Origin of the sequence: Bacillus sp. FSL R5-0523 (genome assembly GCF_037975295.1) — a bacterium.
GTDB lineage: Bacteria > Bacillota > Bacilli > Bacillales > Bacillaceae > Bacillus > Bacillus subtilis.
The window spans coordinates 3918033-3934573 of sequence record NZ_CP150251.1; the positions used below are offsets into that span (position 1 = coordinate 3918033).

The 16541-nt window shown below is 46.4% G+C and carries 17 protein-coding genes; 3 read left to right on the forward strand and 14 right to left on the reverse strand.

Features of this window, described 5'->3' with window-relative positions:
- Positions 1-130: 130 nt before the first annotated feature.
- Both cotNE and NYE53_RS20080 read left to right on the forward strand, forming a co-directional pair.
- Positions 131-496, forward strand: a complete 366-nt coding sequence (gene cotNE / locus NYE53_RS20075; RefSeq protein WP_123374112.1) for an inner spore coat protein CotNE — start codon at positions 131-133, stop codon at positions 494-496.
- A 247-nt stretch (positions 497-743) separates the two neighbouring features.
- Positions 744-1097 (forward strand): hypothetical protein, encoded by a 354-nt coding sequence (locus NYE53_RS20080; RefSeq protein WP_003236356.1) that lies wholly within the window; start codon positions 744-746, stop codon positions 1095-1097.
- A 43-nt stretch (positions 1098-1140) separates the two neighbouring features.
- Here the strand turns inward: NYE53_RS20080 and NYE53_RS20085 are convergent, their stop codons facing one another.
- Positions 1141-1539, reverse strand: a complete 399-nt coding sequence (locus NYE53_RS20085; RefSeq protein ID WP_003227087.1) for a hypothetical protein — start codon at positions 1537-1539, stop codon at positions 1141-1143.
- Between the two features lie 177 nt (positions 1540-1716).
- Between NYE53_RS20085 and NYE53_RS20090 the strand changes: the two genes are divergently transcribed.
- The gene (locus NYE53_RS20090) at positions 1717-2682 is read left to right on the forward strand and encodes an iron-hydroxamate ABC transporter substrate-binding protein (protein ID WP_015715010.1); all 966 of its coding nucleotides are present in this window, start codon (positions 1717-1719) and stop codon (positions 2680-2682) included.
- Positions 2683-2722: 40 nt separating this feature from the next.
- On the opposite strand, the gene NYE53_RS20095 is transcribed toward NYE53_RS20090, so the two are convergent.
- The 13 genes from NYE53_RS20095 to iolC form a co-directional block, all read right to left on the reverse strand.
- Positions 2723-3070 carry a YxeA family protein gene (locus NYE53_RS20095; RefSeq protein WP_123374111.1) on the reverse strand — a complete coding sequence of 116 codons (348 nt, stop codon included), beginning with the start codon at positions 3068-3070 and terminating at the stop codon, positions 2723-2725.
- A 13-nt stretch (positions 3071-3083) separates the two neighbouring features.
- Entirely contained in the window at positions 3084-4952 is a 1869-nt protein-coding gene (gene yxdM / locus NYE53_RS20100) for an ABC transporter permease YxdM (RefSeq protein ID WP_339246484.1), read from the reverse strand.
- Complete coding sequence (gene yxdL / locus NYE53_RS20105) at positions 4927-5700, reverse strand: ABC transporter ATP-binding protein YxdL (protein WP_014115765.1); 774 nt, start codon at positions 5698-5700, stop codon at positions 4927-4929. The genes yxdM and yxdL overlap by 26 nt, the downstream gene beginning before the upstream one ends.
- Before the next feature lie 143 nt (positions 5701-5843).
- Positions 5844-6821: a two-component system sensor histidine kinase YxdK gene (yxdK, locus tag NYE53_RS20110; protein ID WP_339246488.1), complete on the reverse strand. Its 978-nt coding sequence runs from the start codon at positions 6819-6821 to the stop codon at positions 5844-5846.
- Complete coding sequence (yxdJ, locus tag NYE53_RS20115) at positions 6818-7507, reverse strand: two-component system response regulator YxdJ (protein ID WP_003243527.1); 690 nt, start codon at positions 7505-7507, stop codon at positions 6818-6820. The genes yxdK and yxdJ overlap by 4 nt, the downstream gene beginning before the upstream one ends.
- 107 nt (positions 7508-7614) lie before the next feature.
- On the reverse strand, positions 7615-8487 hold the full coding sequence (gene iolJ, locus NYE53_RS20120) for a 6-phospho-5-dehydro-2-deoxy-D-gluconate aldolase (RefSeq protein WP_014478478.1): 873 nt from the start codon (positions 8485-8487) through the stop codon (positions 7615-7617).
- Between the two features lie 20 nt (positions 8488-8507).
- Positions 8508-9344 (reverse strand): 2-keto-myo-inositol isomerase, encoded by an 837-nt coding sequence (iolI, locus tag NYE53_RS20125; protein WP_339246490.1) that lies wholly within the window; start codon positions 9342-9344, stop codon positions 8508-8510.
- Between the two features lie 85 nt (positions 9345-9429).
- Positions 9430-10299 carry a sugar phosphate isomerase/epimerase gene (locus tag NYE53_RS20130; RefSeq protein WP_015250852.1) on the reverse strand — a complete coding sequence of 290 codons (870 nt, stop codon included), beginning with the start codon at positions 10297-10299 and terminating at the stop codon, positions 9430-9432.
- Positions 10300-10318: 19 nt separating this feature from the next.
- Positions 10319-11353, reverse strand: a complete 1035-nt coding sequence (iolG, locus tag NYE53_RS20135; RefSeq protein WP_003244482.1) for a bifunctional inositol 2-dehydrogenase/D-chiro-inositol 1-dehydrogenase — start codon at positions 11351-11353, stop codon at positions 10319-10321.
- A 22-nt stretch (positions 11354-11375) separates the two neighbouring features.
- Positions 11376-12692, reverse strand: a complete 1317-nt coding sequence (gene iolF, locus NYE53_RS20140) for a myo-inositol transporter IolF (RefSeq protein ID WP_064671728.1) — start codon at positions 12690-12692, stop codon at positions 11376-11378.
- Positions 12693-12706: 14 nt separating this feature from the next.
- Complete coding sequence (gene iolE / locus NYE53_RS20145) at positions 12707-13600, reverse strand: myo-inosose-2 dehydratase (RefSeq protein WP_041338079.1); 894 nt, start codon at positions 13598-13600, stop codon at positions 12707-12709.
- 15 nt (positions 13601-13615) lie between these two features.
- Positions 13616-15529 carry a 3D-(3,5/4)-trihydroxycyclohexane-1,2-dione acylhydrolase (decyclizing) gene (gene iolD, locus NYE53_RS20150; RefSeq protein ID WP_032725033.1) on the reverse strand — a complete coding sequence of 638 codons (1914 nt, stop codon included), beginning with the start codon at positions 15527-15529 and terminating at the stop codon, positions 13616-13618.
- Between the two features lie 32 nt (positions 15530-15561).
- Positions 15562-16539 (reverse strand): 5-dehydro-2-deoxygluconokinase, encoded by a 978-nt coding sequence (iolC, locus tag NYE53_RS20155; RefSeq protein ID WP_339246494.1) that lies wholly within the window; start codon positions 16537-16539, stop codon positions 15562-15564.
- Between the last annotated feature and the right edge of the window lie 2 nt (positions 16540-16541).

Genomic DNA, 16541 nt, shown 5'->3' on the forward strand with positions numbered 1-16541 from the left:
AAAAGCAAAATGCCATATTTGTTTCTCAAGGGGATCACATCCTTTCCTCCTCTTTTTGGGCGAATGCCGTGCCGCTGTGCCAATGACTACATAAGTTATAAGGAATTCACCCACAAGGAGATTGATCATAATGAACCCTTATCAATATTACAGCCCTCAGCTGCCTCAGCAGGAACCTTACTATAGCCACTATGAGTACAATTCTTATCCGCAGCAGGATGTATACGATCCATACCAAATGGATAGACAGCCGGCCTTAGAAAGAAGAATCGCAGCACTTGAACGGCAAAATGAACAGCAGTCGAGAGAATTAACCCGTCTAACAAACGAAGACCGCCGTCAAAACCGCGAAATTGCGCGGCTGGCCGAACAGGTCAATCAGCTAAGCCAGACTGTTGAACGCCATACACGCCGCCTAAATCGGCTCAATCAGCGCCTCCGTACAGTAGAAAACAGGCTGAATATCCCATTTACTGCAGGGGAAGGCGGTTTCTGAGCAAACAAAGAAAAAAAAGCGGAATACGATTCTCCCATCTCAGGGTTTCGTTTTCCGCCATTCTTATATGTTAAAACGGAACATTTACATAAAAAGGGATTGTACCCAGTATACAATCTTTACCGTTTTCATTCAAAGACAGAGGGGCTGAGGAAAATAATTGTAGTTCCTCATTTGCAGAATTTCTTTTCAATCAGGTTGCATGATAATACCGACTCACGTCAATCGATACATGGAGGGATCATTCATGCATAATACACAACACGGCTTGCAGCAGCTGAATCAATGCCGCCAGACTGCTCAGCAGCTCATTCAGCAAACACAGCAAAGCAGCCAGCAATATCGCCAAATGCTTCATCAGGAACAGCAAAACATCCAAATGCTGCAGCAGATTCTAAACCACGAACAACAAGCTGCACATACCATTCAGCAAGCACTGCACGGGCATGACATGGCGATTCAAAAGTGCCAGCAGGTTGTCAACATGTGCAACCAAATGCAACAGGAACTTACTGGACAATCCAGCGTCATGAATACAAATGTGTCTACACTTCCATTCGGCCAAAACACGCCATTTCAGCAGCAATCCTATCAGCAGTAACATATAAAAAGCTCAACACAATGCGAGTGTTGAGCTTTTTTTCTTACTGTTCTTTGCGAATATGTATATCCTGAATAGACTGTTTCGGTGCATGAAATCTGCTCTCGGCTTCACTTCTTGCCTCGGCAAAAGCCCGCGCCTCCACATGATCTTTGTAGACATCCAGCTGAATCAAATACAGCGGGCGCACTTTAAATCCATGAATAATGGTCACCGCCCATAACGGGACCACAATAAAAACACCGGGCAGATCGGGCAAAACAAAACCAAATGCAAAAATGAAAAAATAAATGATGCCGTACATGATCCACTTTCTATTTCTAACCTTGATGCCAATAAATAAAAAGGCAAAAAAACTGGTAATGGCAAAAGGCATGAAAATAAACAGCATCCACCAGCTATGCAGCCATTCCCAAGCGGAACCTCTTTTTGTAATCCCCATATTTTTCTCCTCCTATTTACCTATAATAATCGATTAGGCATACCGCGTCACCCATAAACGGGAAAAACTTTCTCCCTTAAAAATAGTGATAGACGGAGAACAGGTTTCTTGCTATATTATTAATTGATAATGATAATCATTACTAATCTATTGAGATACATAGTGGGAGGGTTCTTGATGAAAAAGAACATATTACTCGTGGGCATGCTTGTGCTGCTTCTCATGTTTGTCAGCGCTTGCAGCGGCACGGCTTCTAAAGGGAGCTCAAGCGATTCTGCTTCCGAAAAAACAGAAATGAGAACATACAAATCACCAAAAGGGAACGTCAACATTCCTGCACATCCGAAACGCATCGTCACTGATTTTTATGCCGGTGAATTGCTGTCTGTCGGGGCCAATGTGGTCGGCTCAGGCTCATGGTCATTTGATAATCCGTTTTTAAAATCAAAGCTGAAAAATGTGAAGGATGTTGGTGATCCAATCAGCGTTGAAAAAGTGATGGAGCTTCAGCCTGACTTAATTGTTGTCATGAATGAAGAGAATGTTGATAAATTAAAGAAAATCGCTCCGACTGTTGTCATACCTTATAACACAGCGAAAAACGTAGAAGACACAGTCAGCATGTTCGGAGATATCGCCGGAGCGAAAGACAAAGCAAAATCCTTTATGGCTGACTTTAACAAAAAAGCGGAAGCAGCTAAGAAGAAAATTGCCGGCGTCATCGACAAAGATGCGACCTTCGGCATTTATGAAAACACAGACAAGGGCGAATTCTGGGTGTTCAATGACAATGGCGGACGCGGCGGCCAAGCTGTATACAATGCACTTGGGTTAAAAGCGCCTGAAAAAATTGAGCAAGATGTCATCAAAAAAGGAGAGATGAAACAGCTCTCTCAAGAGGTTATTCCTGAGTATGCCGCAGATTATATGTTCATTACGGATTACAACCCGAAAGGCGAAAGCAAAACACTCGACAAGCTGGAGAATTCCTCTATTTGGAAAAATCTTGACGCTGTTAAACATAATCGCGTGTTTATCAATGACTTTGACACGTTCTACCCGTACGACCCGATTTCTGTCAGCAAACAGGTGGATATCATCACCGACATGCTGATCAAACGGGCCGAAGAAAATAAAAAATAAAAAAACGGCACAGTCATGACGCTGTGCCGTTTTTTATGATTCACTTTAATTTTGACTGTACGGAGTCCGGCATATCTTCAAACTTGACTTCTTCCCAAGTCTCGACATACTTTCCTTTCGCCCTCACCTTCAAATACGCGTTCTTCCGAAGCTCTTTGCCGGCGAAAAAGGTCACTTCTTCTTTTTTTCCGGATGCATTGTATCCGTCTAATGTATATTCAGTACCGCCCGGGCTAAGATGTCTGCCATCTCGGTCAATCTGCACATAGACATCTTGCTGGTGAATAAACGGATTAAATCTGTCTGTAACATCGTTATGAAAAAAGAGAAGCCCGCATATTACGGCAGCAGCCGCCAAGACGGCCAGGATTGCCATTGCTTTTTTCATCTTTGCACTCCCCTTACTTGTTCATTTTTTTCAAATAGCTTGACCGCACCGCGAGGAAGAATAGAAGCTGAAAAATGAAAAAACCTCCGATGGTGAGACTGAGCGGCCCCGCGACATCGGAATAGCCTTCCACAGCCAATGTTCTCAAGGCAAACAGTGTATGCATGACGGCAATGACAAATGGAAAGAAGAAAAGAATGGCCAATTGTATTGTCACGCTTTGTGCCATTTCACGCTCACTCAGGCCGATTTTGGCCAGTGAACGGTAGCGCTCCCGGTCTTCATCTAAATCAGTGAACAGCCTGAAATATAAGAAACTTGCTGCCGCGACAAAGAATACAATTGCGATAAACAGGCCGATAAATAAACTCAGGCTCGGCAGCTGCACCGTATCATAGTAAGTCCCGGCTTTTGAAGCAAAATCAGAATGCACGTCGATATAATTGCCGTAAATCTCATTTTGCAAGGATTGGCTGATCTCAAGACTGTCTTTCCAATGATCATAGCTGTAGCCGTATAGTGACGCTTTATCACCGAGTGATTTCAGCTGATCAAAGGTTTGATCATTCACCGCGATGATGGCGTTCAATGAGATCAGCGGTTTTTTGACTTCTTTTACCGACAGTTTTTGATCAGACAGCTCCCCTTTTTGGTTCAGCAGCTTCAGCTGATCCGGCGCTTTGTTTTTGAAATTGCGGTCATACGTGCCCGGGAAGTAGACAGCCTCGTCTTCTTTCAGGCCGTTCACTTTGACATGGAAGTATTTTGCCGCATCCGATTCACTGATCATGTAAACAGGGGGAACAGTTTCTCCTTCCTGATAGCGAACATAGGAAACATCTATTTTGTCTTTCTTATACGTAAAGCCGTGTGTTTTCAGTTCATGGTCAATATCTTTCAAATGAGTCTGTTCTTTTGGATTGTTGCTGTAAGATAAATACTCCATTTCATAAGAGGACTCTTCCGCTCCGACGGTCGATTTGTACATTGCGAGCACGCCTGTCGCAGTAAACGCAACCGCGGAAATAATGCTGACAATAAAGAACAGGCGGGCGTTGTCTTTTAAACGATAGACAAGGTCAGAAACCCAAATGACGTTTTTCCCGCGCAGATAAAAGGTTTTCCACTTCTTCAGCGCGCGCAGAATCCATATGCTGCTTTGGCTGAAAAAGAAATATGTTCCGATGACGGTGAGCAGTAAAATGATAAACGGTTCGGCCCCGTGGACATTGCCTTTCAGAACCATGCCGTACCCGCCGCACAGACAGGCGATGCCGAATAAGGACAGAAGCACGGACGGCTTAGGCTCCGGCTTAACCTTGTCAGTGCCCTTTATTAATTTGATAACCGTATTTGATCTGACAAAAAGGATCGTAAACTGCGATAAAAAGAAAAATAAGAGCAGAAATCCGCAGGCCGTAATACCGAGCGCTTTCCAAGGCATATACAAAGGCAGCGCGTCCATTTCTAAAATATAAGCGCCGACCGTAAAGAACGTCTTTGAAAAAATGAATCCTCCGATAATGCCGGCTGCAATTGACATGACGCCGATGATCATATTTTCCGCAGTAATGAGCTTTCTCAGCTGCCCCGGCGTGATGCCCTGCATGAGCAGGATGCCGAATTCTTTATTTCTCGATTTCAAAAATGCGTTAACCGAATACAGAACAAATAAGAAAGAAAAAACAAAGATCATCCATTCCGCAGCGGTTAAGCCTTTTTTGGCGATATTATTCAGGTAGCCTTCCTTTAATGCCGGATGAAACAGGAACATCGCAAAGGTAAAGAAAATCAAAACGGAAAAGGCGCTGCTTAAAAAGAATGCAAGATAGGCCCTTTTGTTTCTCGTGACGTTTTTATAAGCGAACTGAAGAAAGGTCATTTGCGTTTCCCCCCAGCATAGACAGCACATCGAGAATTTGTTCATAAAATACTTGGCGGTTTTCCCCGCGGTAAATCTCATTAAACAGTTCGCCGTCTTTTATAAAGATGACGCGGCGGCAGTAGCTTGCCGCAACAGGATCGTGGGTCACCATCAAAGCCGTGACATGATCATCCTGATTCAGGCTCTGCATCGTTTCCATGACGTCTTTTGACGCTTTGGAATCAAGGTTGCCCGTCGGTTCATCGGCCAGGATGAGTGACGGCTTATGAATGACCGCTCTTGCGATGGCGGCACGCTGGCGCTGTCCTCCGGATACTTCAAACGTCCGTTTGTTGAGCAGGTTTTCGATTCCGAGCTTTGCCGCGATGCCTTGCAGTTTTTCTTCCATTACAGACGGTGCTTCTTTTTCAAGCGTTAACGGCAGCATGATATTTTCACCGATTGTCAGCGTGTCCAGAAGGTTGAAATCCTGAAACACAAATCCGAGCTGCTTGCGGCGGAAATGAGCGAGCTTTGTCCGCTTCAGGCGATGCGGGTTTTCTCCGTGAATCAGGATATCGCCTGAATCCGGACGGTCGATCGTTGAAATGATATTCAAAAGCGTTGTTTTTCCGGACCCGGACGGCCCCATCACCGCCGTGAACTCGCCTTCTTCTATTGAAAATGAAATTTGCTTTAAGGCTTGATAGGACACTTGTCCTTTATAGGTTTTATTTATATGTTTGACTTCAAGCATATTCGCCATGAAAATCCTCCTTATGGTTTTATTCTTGTTGATCTGGGCTGCTTTCATGTAGTGCCGGGACGTTCAACATAAAAATCCCCTTGACATAAATCCATGTTATCAAGGGGAAACAAAGCGGGCTATGTTGTTTTCTTAACGCAGCCTTACATTTTTGTAAGAAATGAAAATCGAACTGATGTCCCTTCACCGGGAGACGAGCTGATGTCCACCGTATGATTGAGCTTACCTGTAATTTCTTTGACGAGATGGAGGCCGATTCCCGTAGATTCTTGGAAACGCCGCCCGTTTTCCCCGGTGTAATAAGGGTCAAACACCCGCTTGATGTCTTGCGAGGGAATCCCGACACCGTAATCTTTGACTTCAAGCACCGTCCTGTCTTCATCGCGGAAGACATTCAGCTCAAGTCTGTCACTCTTGCCCGCTGAATACTTGACCGCATTTGTGACCACTTGGCCGATCGCAAATTTGAGCCATTTGGCATCGGTGTAAATCTGATGATCATCGCAAACGTTCATTTTCGGATAAACGCGATATTGAATAAAAAATCGTTTATAGCTTTGAATGACTGATTGGAGAAGCTCGGACAGGGAAACCGCTTCGATTTTAAAATCCCGTTCAAACAAGTCGAGCCTTGAAGAATAAAGAAGCGTCTCCAGCCCGAATTCAATCTGCCGGACTTCTTTTTTGATTTGTTCAAAAACGGGCTCATCCTCTTCTTGAATGATTAAATTAATGACCGACAGCGGCGTCTTTACTTGGTGCACCCATTGATTCATATACGTCACCCGCGCGTCCAGCTTGGCTTCAGTCTCATGGAGCTTCTGGTGCTGCAGCCGCATCAGCTCCATCTGCTTTTCATACAGCTCTGAACAGAACACTGAGGAACCGAGATACGGGATATCCGTCCCTTCCTGCCCCGAGCTGAGCCAATGATACACGCCGCGGTCTTTGTACCAGCGATAGGCAAGATACCCCGCCAAAATAAGAAGCTGCACGCCCAATATGTAAAACAAGTGAGAAAAAGAATGAAGACCCGCAAACCAGTAATAAAAGAAGACAAACAGCCCTTGAAGGAGAAAAAGCAGAATCAGCACTGCATGAGACCGGAGAAACAGCTTCATGACTGCGCCCTCAGCTGGTAGCCTTCGCCCCGCACCGCTTCAATAGAAACAGGCGCATTCAGCTCTCGCAGTTTTTTTCTGAGCCGCGTGATATACACGTTAAGTGTATTATCATCGATGAATATGTCGGTGTCCCACGTCTTTTCCATGAGACGGTCCCGACTCGTCACCTTTTCTCCCCGCTCAAGCAGCACTTCCAAAAGCTTGCTTTCTTTTTTAGAAAGCTCGCTTTTTTCATCCTGAAAACGCAGTTCAAACCGTTCCACAAAGAGCTGAACGCCGGCATATTCAACCACTTTCTCTCCCTGCTTTGCGGCGTACTCCCCGTACGCCCTCCGGATCTGGCTTTTGATTTTCGCAAGCACAATATCATAAGAAAACGGTTTTTCAATATAATCGTCTCCCCCATTTTCAATCGCCATCACCTGATCCATTTCCCCGCTTCTGGCAGAAATAAAGATGATCGGGCTTGTGGAGTGCTGGCGGATCTGCCGGCACCAATAATATCCGTCATATGCCGGCAAATTGATATCAAGGAGCACCACATCGGGCTTTTCCCGCAAAAAGACATCAAGAACAGCTGTAAAATCCGCGGCGACCACTGTTTGATATCCGTATTTTTCAAGGTAATTCTGCAATAGTCCGCGAATGTCTTCACTGTCTTCCACAATCATGATTTTATTCAAACTGAACCACTCCCGTTTCTTACACTGCTGCCATCATCATAATCGTTTTGGGCATATGGACGCAACACCGCACAAAAAAACCGCCATCTCGGCGGTTTCTGGTCTCTTTAGCCGACCTGCTGCTTAGCTGCTTTACCGGCTGATCCGAACTCTCTCATTTTGCTTCGCACTGTCTCTTCCACGGCTTCAATGCCGGGTGTCAAATAGCCGCGCGGTTCGTACAGATCGCTGTTTTCCTGAAACATGCGGCGTGTTTCGTCTGTCCACGCTACCATACATTCCGTATTGATATTGATCTTCGCATGGCCGAGTGTGATGGCTTTTTTGATCTGATCCTGCGGAATCCCGGATGCCCCGTGAAGAACGAGGGGAATATCAGTCATGCGGGAGATAGCCTCCATTTCCTTAAATCCGAGATTCGGCTCACCCTGATATTTGCCGTGTACAGAGCCGAGGGCGGCGGCCAACGCGTCGATATTGGTTTCTTTGACGATCCGCTCACATTCCGTGATATCGGCATAGCAGACCCCGCCGACAAGTCCGTCTTCCATTCCGCCGACCGTGCCGACTTCGGCTTCTACTGACACGCCGTGTTTTGCGGCATAATCGGTGACTTCTTTTGTCATCGCGATATTCTCGTCAATCGGCTGATGGGAGCCGTCAATCATCACTGAGCTGAATCCGGCATCAATGGCCTGTCTGCAGCGTTCCGCACTGCTGCCGTGATCGAGATGAAGCACGACCGGAACGGTAATTGCCATGTCCTCTATTAACGCCCCTACCATGGCGGCAATCGTTTTAAATCCGCCTAAATAGTCGACCAGGCGATCGGAAGCCGCGGCGATGACCGGTGATTGCTCCTTTTGCGCCGCCTGCAAAATCGCCTTCGTCCACTGCAAACCATTGATATTAAACTGGCCGATCGCATACTGCTCCCGCTTTGCATCTTCAAGAAGCTCTTTCATCGATACAAAAGCCATATTCACCCCTCCTTTATCCGTTACATGTTGAAGTATTTTGATACAACATCAACCGTTGTTTTTTTCGCTGTTTGAATGGCTTCCTCAGCAGTCAGCTTATAGTATTCAGGCCGGAAGAGCTCAACCGATACAACATCAGAGAAGCCAATTTCCTTCAGTGCTGATAAGTGGGCATCTAAGTCAATTGCCCCTTGTCCCGGCCATACACGATCCTCATCTGTTAAAAAGCCGATTGGGAAATCTTCTGTATCATCAATATGATAGATGAAGATTTTCTTTCCGTCCGCCTGCTTTAAGCTCTCAATATTTGAACCCATTGCATGGAAGTGAAAACTGTCAAGGACAAGTCCGACATTGTCACGGTTAACTGTGTTTACGATGTCATACGCCTGTTCAAACGTATTGACCGTACATTGCGGATGGCCGACAAATTCAAGCGCGATTTTTACACCGTATGGCTCCGCGATATCTGACAGCTCAGTCAGCACGTCTACACTGCTCTTTTTGATCTCTTCTTTTACAATCTTCTGCTCTGTCACAAGCGGAACGGCCACCACATATTTCACACCGAGGGTATTGCATGTTTCCATCATGCCTTTAAATTCAGTGATGATCTCGTTGTGGCCCTTTTCATCACGGTTGTTGAAGAAAACGAGTGCGTTTAAGGCAAGCGGTTTGATGTGGTGGGTTTGAAAATATTCCGCAAGGTCATCCAATGAATGATCTTTTAAGTACTCCGGCAGCTTATCCATTGTGCGGATTTCAATATAATCATAGCCGTGCTTTTCGCATAGTTCTAAATCCTGTTTAAGGTTTGAGTTTTCCAATGTTGTCGCTTCATTAAAACAAAGTTTCATGCCAGACTCCCCCATCTGCGTTTTAGATATGAAGGGAGTTCGGCAGGAAGGCTGTCGCCATATCCCGCCGAACTCCATGCTCAGCTTATGCCAGACCTAATTCTTCTTTCATTTTCTTAAGCATAAATCGGCTTGATTCATCCGCTCTTTCATCGACCCAAGCAAATACGGCATTCGTCGCAATTCCGTCGAACTTCATCTCTCTCAGTTTTCTGAAAATCGTATCAAAATCAACCTCGCCTTGGCCAATGTCCAAATGCTGGTGAACCGTTACTTTCGCGTCAGGCGGATTGACGATGTAGCGAAGGCCATGAGCCGCTTTATGATTATAGGTATCTGCAAATAAAACATGTGTGAGGCGGTCGCCGGCTTCGTCAAACATGGTCTCGATGTCGCCTTTGCCGTCATCATAGAAGAACGTATGCGCAGTCGAGTAGACAAGATTGATCCAATCCTTGTCAAGCGCGCGGATCATATCCATCGCACCTTTGTGCGTTTCGATAAAATCGTATGGGTGGGCTTGAAGATTAAGTTTAATACCTTCTTTTTCAAAGACTGGCAGAAGCTCATCCATGGATTTGATAAATTTTTCTTCACTTGTTAAAGGATCATATTTTGAACCGCTGAATTCGCTGTTCATCAAATCCACTTCAAGTTCAACCGCAATTTCGATTGCCCGTTTCCAATTGCGCACCGCTGCCTGCCGGCGGTCTTCATCAGGACCCGCCCAGTGGTAAAGAGGAAGAAGCGATGAAAGCTTAACACCTGTATCTCTTAAAAGGCGCTTTAATTGTTTGATCTTTGCTGAATCGACTTTCGGATATTTATAAAACGGGCAAAAATCCTCACGCGGAGACAACTCGATATATTCATAGCCAAGCTCCGCCGTTTTATAGACCGTTTCCTCTAAAGTTAAATCATCACGATACATGGATGGATCCAATGCTAACTTCATATTTTCACTCCTCTGTTTTTTAGTTTTGAACTGTTGTAAAAGATTGATAGAATTCCGGTTTTTCCTTCAATTCAACCTTTTCTTTTTGTCCAGATTCCTGGGCTTTTACACACGCGTCAGTCGTGACAGCAGCAATATAGCCGTCCCATGCCGTCGGTCCGCTGACCTCGCCTTTCTTTTGAATCGAATCAATAAAGTCTTGGATTTCCACATCGTACGCAGCAACAAAGCGTCTCTGCCAATCCATCAGAATATCTGTGCTGAATCTGCCTTCTTTTCTCAAGCTGATGCTTGATGGTTCTGGAAGCTTGATGATGCCGTCTTCTCCGACGATTTCACATTGAATGTCATAGCCGTATTTACAGTTCACATAGATTTCAGCATTGATGACGATACCGCCTTTTGTTTCAATCACGACGATTTGCGGATCTTTTAAATGCGGCAGCGCGTTTTTCGATTTTTTCGGGTAGATGACTTGAACGGACTCGTAGTCATCGTTGACGAGCCAGTGCAGTACATCAATTTCATGAACGAGCGTGTCGACTACGGCCATATCGGTTGTGTAGTTATCTCCTACAGTCGGGTTGCGGTGCGCGCAGTGAATCATAAGCGGTTCGCCAATCACATGGTTATCGAGTGCTTCCTTCAGCTGTACGTAACCGCTGTCATAACGGCGCATGAAGCCTACTTGAACAAGGCGTTTGCCCACTTTGATTTCTTCTTCGACGATGCGCATGCATCCTTCAGCCGTTGTCGCGAGCGGTTTTTCACAGAACACATATTTCTGGGCTTTAATCGCTTTCAGCACGCTTGACTCATGCGCAGGCCCCCAGCTTGTCACTAAGACAGCGTCTACATTTTCGTCTGCAAGCAAGCTGTCATCATTCGGATAAACCGTCGCGTTTAATTGGTATTGCTCAACGACCTTTTGTGCAGCTTCTTGATTAACATCCGTTACAGCTACAATTTCTGCGCCGGACAGCTTGTTCGTGATGCGGTTAATATGTTCTTTTCCGATTGCTCCAGTTCCAATTACGCCAATACGTAAACTCATTGACAGCCACTCCTTCTGTTGGTTACATGATTTTGCTTTCTGTTCCTTGCTTTACTTGGCTCTGAGGAGATCCGTAGAGTTCCTCTTGAATTTGTTCAAGCGACTTGCCAGACGTATTCGGCGCAAAGAGCAGCCCGATGATCATACTGGCCGTCACACATCCGAGAAGAATTGCAGCCATCGTTCCAATGCCGAAATTGGTGATAATCATTGGGACAAACAGACTCCAAATCCCTATTGAAATACGGACAAGGAAAAACATCAGCCCTTGTGCGGAAGCACGATATTGCGTAGGAAAGATTTCACTGGCCCATAACTGATAGTTCGCTTGCTGCCCTGCTCCGTTATTGATGCCGATCACGACAATAAACAGGAGCAGAATCGGCAGGCCTTCAACTGGCAGCAGAAACAGTGTCCACCCGATCACCGCCATGAAAGCGGCGATTCCAAATACGGTTTTTCTATATTTGTCGGCAAAGGGCATGAAGATCAAAGCGACCCCCAATCCTGTGAAGATAAACAGCCCCATTTGCAAAAGGTTGGCCATGTTGGCAGATACACCGCCGACCTGCTGATAAATGTATGGCATAAAGAAGCCCATGACCCCGGCGGCTAAGTTCCAAACCAAATACACACCCATCAAAAACAGTATGCTTTTTAGATACATAGGCTTGAGCAAATCAAAATACGATGTCTTATTCAATACAGCCGGCTTCTCTGCCTGAGCATCCTCCGGCTGATTTTTTGACTGCCAGGCGTCTGATTCCGGAAGCCTGATTCTCAGGATATACGTAATCAGCGCAATCACAAGCAGATGGGCAAATACGATTTTATTCCCCAAGAGTCCCAAGTCACCGGCCAGTACGGAGAGGAGCAGTACAACGACAGCGCCCGCGGCCCAAGCAACTTGTGCTACGCCGCAATGCCTGGCCCGATTCTTCTTTGGCGCATTTTCCGCAATAATGGTCCATGACGCGGTTATGTCAGCTCCTACTGATAAACCGATAATGATGTAACCGCTTAACAACATGGGGAAATTAACCCCGAACAAAACCAAACAAATCCCTAGTGCATAAACCAGCATACTATTGGTATAAACAGCCTTCCGTCCGACTTTATCAGCCAGAAACCCGCCAAGCAGCGCGCCGACAGCAGCAGAAATCGCGTTTGCGCTCAACGCGCCGAGCAGCCCGATTTGTGTATCGGATAGCTTAAGGTAACTGACCCATAATGATAAACCGGCGGAGCCTGCCACAATTGAACCGGCATCAATATAGTTGGCCAATGCTGCCGCGATTGTCCGTTTATTGAAGGCTGAATCTCCATTGGTATTGCCCATATGTTCATTCCCCATTAAGCCAGATCCAACAACTGCTGATCAATATAGTTTCTCGCAATCAATGCATACTCCAGCGGGTTTGCAACATCGGGGTCTTGTTCAGCTTCAATGACAATCCATCCGGAATAACTGTGCTTCAACAGCAGCTGATATACTTCTCTAAAGTCAATGCAGCCGTCACCGGGAACCGTAAACATGCCTTTTAAAAATGATTGCCGGAACGATTGTCCTTCGAGCCTGCATTGTTCCATGACATTCAGGCGGGCATCCTTAAAGTGCACATGCTTAATGCGGCCGATATGCTTCTCAAGCATCCCCATGTAATCGCCGTCAGAAATATACGCATGGCCTGTATCATAGAGGAGGTGTACATGCGCAGGGTCAGTTCCTGCCATCAGGCGGTCCACTTCTTCCGCTGTTTGGACACCAGTGCCGAGATGATGATGATAGACAAGCTTCAAGCCATGCTGAGCGGCAATTTCGCCAAGGTGATTCAGCCCTTCGCAAAGCCGCTCCCATTCATCATCCGTAAAGTGCGGCTTCTCTGTGAACACGTTTTTCTCCAAGCTTTGCACGCTGTACGTTTGTTCAGAGACAACTGCGACATCCGCGTTTACTTGCTGCAAATACTCACAATGCAGGGTAAATGCCTTTGCCGCTTCACCAAGTCCGTCACGCAAAATAAAACTGCTGAACCATTTTCCTGCAATGCGTAAGTTCCGAAGCTTCAGCTCTTTGTTCAGGATGGCAGGTTCGGGGAAAAAGCCCCCGACCTCCGTGCCTTGAAAACGCGCGACAACGATATCACTTAACAAATGCTGAAGTGTATTTCCCGCTCCAATTTCAGGCATGTCATCATTCCGCCACCCAATGGGAGCGATTCCCCACAGGATTTCATTTTTGCCCATCTTGGTGCCTCCCCTCTAATACTGCTTCGCAGATTCCAGCTTTTTCTCTTTTGCTTCGTATGCCTTCTGAACGCTTTCTTGTTCAGATACCTCTGCCACCCCGACATGCCACCAGCTGTCATAGCCGTCCGTCATTGTTTTAGGCAGCACCTTCATTTCAATTAATGTTGATACATCCTGTTTCTTCGCATCCTCTAACGCCGCTTTTAATTCTTCTACTGTGTTTGCGCGGTAGGTTTTCGCGCCGTATCCCTCAGCGACTTTCGCGTAATCGACATTCAGGATTTGGTTGTCATCTGTGCGGAACTCGCAATAGTAGCTGCCGCTGCCGTGATCCATTTGCAGGTTGTTGATGCATCCGAACCCTGAGTTGTCAAAGAGCAGCACATTGATTTTCTTGTTGTACTGAATCGCCGTGATCAATTCAGAATGAAGCATCAGGAAGCTGCCGTCTCCGACGATTGAATACACTTCTCTGTCAGGGTGGGCCAGTTTAAGACCGAGTGTCCCGGACACTTCATAGCCCATGCAAGAATACCCATACTCCAGGTGATACGTATTCGGAACATTAGAATGCCACAAACGCTGCAAATCTCCTGGGAGTGAGCCTGCTGAACAGATGATGACGCTGTCTTCAGGAATCGTCTCGTTGATTGTCAGCAATGCCGTTGTTTGCGGAAGCTCAGTATTCAACGCGTCAGCATATTCATTCAGAACCTCTTGAGAAAAATGATGTTTGATTTCCGGGTCAAATGCTTCCCGCTTAAACGTCACTTTGCTGAGACGCTCGCGTTCAGCGAGCCATTCGTCCTTCAGCTCCCGGATCGTTGTGCCGAACTCGCTCTCATAGCCTTCAAGCAAGCCGTGCAGTTTGCCAAGCGTCACTTTCGCATCCGCCACCACTTGGAATGCATCAAGTTTATACGCCTGCATTCGGCTGACGTTAATGTTCAAAAACTTCGCTTTATCAAAATCAAAAGCGGTCTTAGAGGATGTCGCAAAATCTGTATACCTTGTGCCGATGCCGATAATCAAATCAGCTTGGCGGGCCGCTTTGTTTGCCGCAAGTGTACCTGTGATGCCCATTCCGCCAAGGTTGTTCGCAAAATCTGCCTCAACAGTAGACTTTCCTGCCTGCGTTTCAACTAACGGAATGTTATAGGCTTCAGAAATGGCAACCAATTCATCGCGCGCACCGGAATATTTTGCGCCTCCGCCGACGAGAATCACAGGTTTTTTGCTGGATTTAATCAGCTCCGCCGCACCTTGAAGCTCGCGCTCGCTCGGCTGCATGCGATCAATATAGTGAACCCGTTTGACGAAGAAACTTTCATCAAAATCGTATGCTTCCCCTTCAACATCCTGAGAAATACAAATCGTTGCCGGACCTGCTTTTGCCGGATCAGTCATGACTTCAAACGCGCGCAGCAAACTGCTCATCAGCTGCTCAGGGCGCGTAATGCGGTCCCAGTATCTCGATACAGGTTTCAATGCATCGTTTGTCGTAATCGCCGCACTGTATTCTTGCTCCATTTGCTGCAGTACAGGGTCTGGCTGTCTTGTCGCAAATGTGTCTGCCGGAATCAAGAGAACTGGGATATTGTTTGCCAATGCAGTGCCGGCTGCCGCCACCAAGTTAGCCGCTCCAGGTCCGACGGATGTAGACACCGCATATATTTTTCTTCTCAGCATTTGCTTGCTGTACGCCATGGCCGCATGCGCCATTCCTTGTTCATTTTTCCCTTGATAGACTTTCAAATGGCCTGCATCCTGCTCAAGCGCCTGCCCGATCCCTAATACGTTTCCATGGCCGAAAATCGTGAAAATCCCTTCGACAAAAGGCTCTTCCTTTCCATCTACATGGATGTACTGCTGGTTTAAGAATTTAATCAGCGCCTGTGCTGTTGTTAAGCGAATTTTCTTACCCACAAACGATCCCACCTTTACTCGATCTTTTTCAATTATGACTGTGCTTCAATAAGCTGTACGATTTCATCCGCAGTCGGCATCGCTTCTGACGAACTGTGCTTGCTCACCACAATGGAGGCTGAAGCGCTGCCGTATTTCAATGCCGTTTCGATGTCTTTTCCGCTGACAAGGCCATAGATAAAGGCTGACGCATAGGAGTCACCGGCTCCAAAGGTTTTCAGCACTTTTGTCTTGTACGCTTGAGCGCGGAATACCTCTCCGGATTTGCTGTATGCGTAAGAGCCTTCGACGCCGTGTTTGATGACAACGAGGTCGGCTGAATGGCCAAATAAATGATTGACGGATTCTTCATTGCTTCCGCCTGTGCGGTTTTCCATCACATCAAATTCATCGCGTGTGCCGATGACGATATCAGACTGCTCGGCAACCAAAGAATAATAAACGGCTGTTTCATCTGATGACTGCCACGTATACGGGCGGTAATCCAGTTCGAACACCACTTTAACCTGATGCTTCTTCGCGTATTGAACAGCTTTTAATACCGCTTCCCGTGACGGGCTTTTGGCGAGCGCTGTCCCGGAAACAAGCAGCATTTTCGCATTTGCGATATAATCCTCGCTTACCTCTGAAGGCTCAAGATAAAGATCCGCCACATCATCGCGATACATTAAGATGCTGCATTCTTCAGGGCTGAGGATTTCTGTAAATGCAAGGCCTGCTTTGTGTCTATCTTGATCAACAACCATCTGTGTTGTATCAACGCCGGTCTTTCTCATATAGGACTCTATGAATCTTCCATGCTGGTCATCCGGAATTTTGCCGATGAAGCCCGCTTTTAAGCCAAGCTTCGCGCTGCCGATCGCGATATTCGCAGGTGAACCGCCGACGTATTTGGAAAATGTCATCGTCTCTTCCATTGGGCGGTTGTATTCCACTGCGTTCAGGTCAATACATGCCCGGCCGATGGCAATAATGTCAAAAGCCTTCTCTTCATTGAATGTATACTTCATCG

Excerpts from the sequence above, each read along its gene's own strand:
- cotNE (WP_123374112.1), top strand. The coding sequence starts at position 131 with ATGAACCCTTATCAATATTACAGCCCTCAGCTGCCTCAGCAGGAACCT.
- NYE53_RS20085 (WP_003227087.1), bottom strand. The coding sequence starts at position 1,539 with ATGGGGATTACAAAAAGAGGTTCCGCTTGGGAATGGCTGCATAGCTGG.
- iolJ (WP_014478478.1), bottom strand. The coding sequence starts at position 8,487 with ATGGCTTTTGTATCGATGAAAGAGCTTCTTGAAGATGCAAAGCGGGAG.
- yxdK (WP_339246488.1), bottom strand. The coding sequence starts at position 6,821 with ATGAAGCTGTTTCTCCGGTCTCATGCAGTGCTGATTCTGCTTTTTCTC.
- yxdL (WP_014115765.1), bottom strand. The coding sequence starts at position 5,700 with ATGGCGAATATGCTTGAAGTCAAACATATAAATAAAACCTATAAAGGA.
- NYE53_RS20090 (WP_015715010.1), top strand. The coding sequence starts at position 1,717 with ATGAAAAAGAACATATTACTCGTGGGCATGCTTGTGCTGCTTCTCATG.
- iolF (WP_064671728.1), bottom strand. The coding sequence starts at position 12,692 with ATGGGCAATACCAATGGAGATTCAGCCTTCAATAAACGGACAATCGCG.
- iolC (WP_339246494.1), bottom strand. The coding sequence starts at position 16,539 with ATGAAGTATACATTCAATGAAGAGAAGGCTTTTGACATTATTGCCATC.
- iolE (WP_041338079.1), bottom strand. The coding sequence starts at position 13,600 with ATGGGCAAAAATGAAATCCTGTGGGGAATCGCTCCCATTGGGTGGCGG.
- NYE53_RS20130 (WP_015250852.1), bottom strand. The coding sequence starts at position 10,299 with ATGAAGTTAGCATTGGATCCATCCATGTATCGTGATGATTTAACTTTA.
- NYE53_RS20080 (WP_003236356.1), top strand. The coding sequence starts at position 744 with ATGCATAATACACAACACGGCTTGCAGCAGCTGAATCAATGCCGCCAG.
- iolG (WP_003244482.1), bottom strand. The coding sequence starts at position 11,353 with ATGAGTTTACGTATTGGCGTAATTGGAACTGGAGCAATCGGAAAAGAA.
- iolI (WP_339246490.1), bottom strand. The coding sequence starts at position 9,344 with ATGAAACTTTGTTTTAATGAAGCGACAACATTGGAAAACTCAAACCTT.
- NYE53_RS20095 (WP_123374111.1), bottom strand. The coding sequence starts at position 3,070 with ATGAAAAAAGCAATGGCAATCCTGGCCGTCTTGGCGGCTGCTGCCGTA.
- yxdM (WP_339246484.1), bottom strand. The coding sequence starts at position 4,952 with ATGACCTTTCTTCAGTTCGCTTATAAAAACGTCACGAGAAACAAAAGG.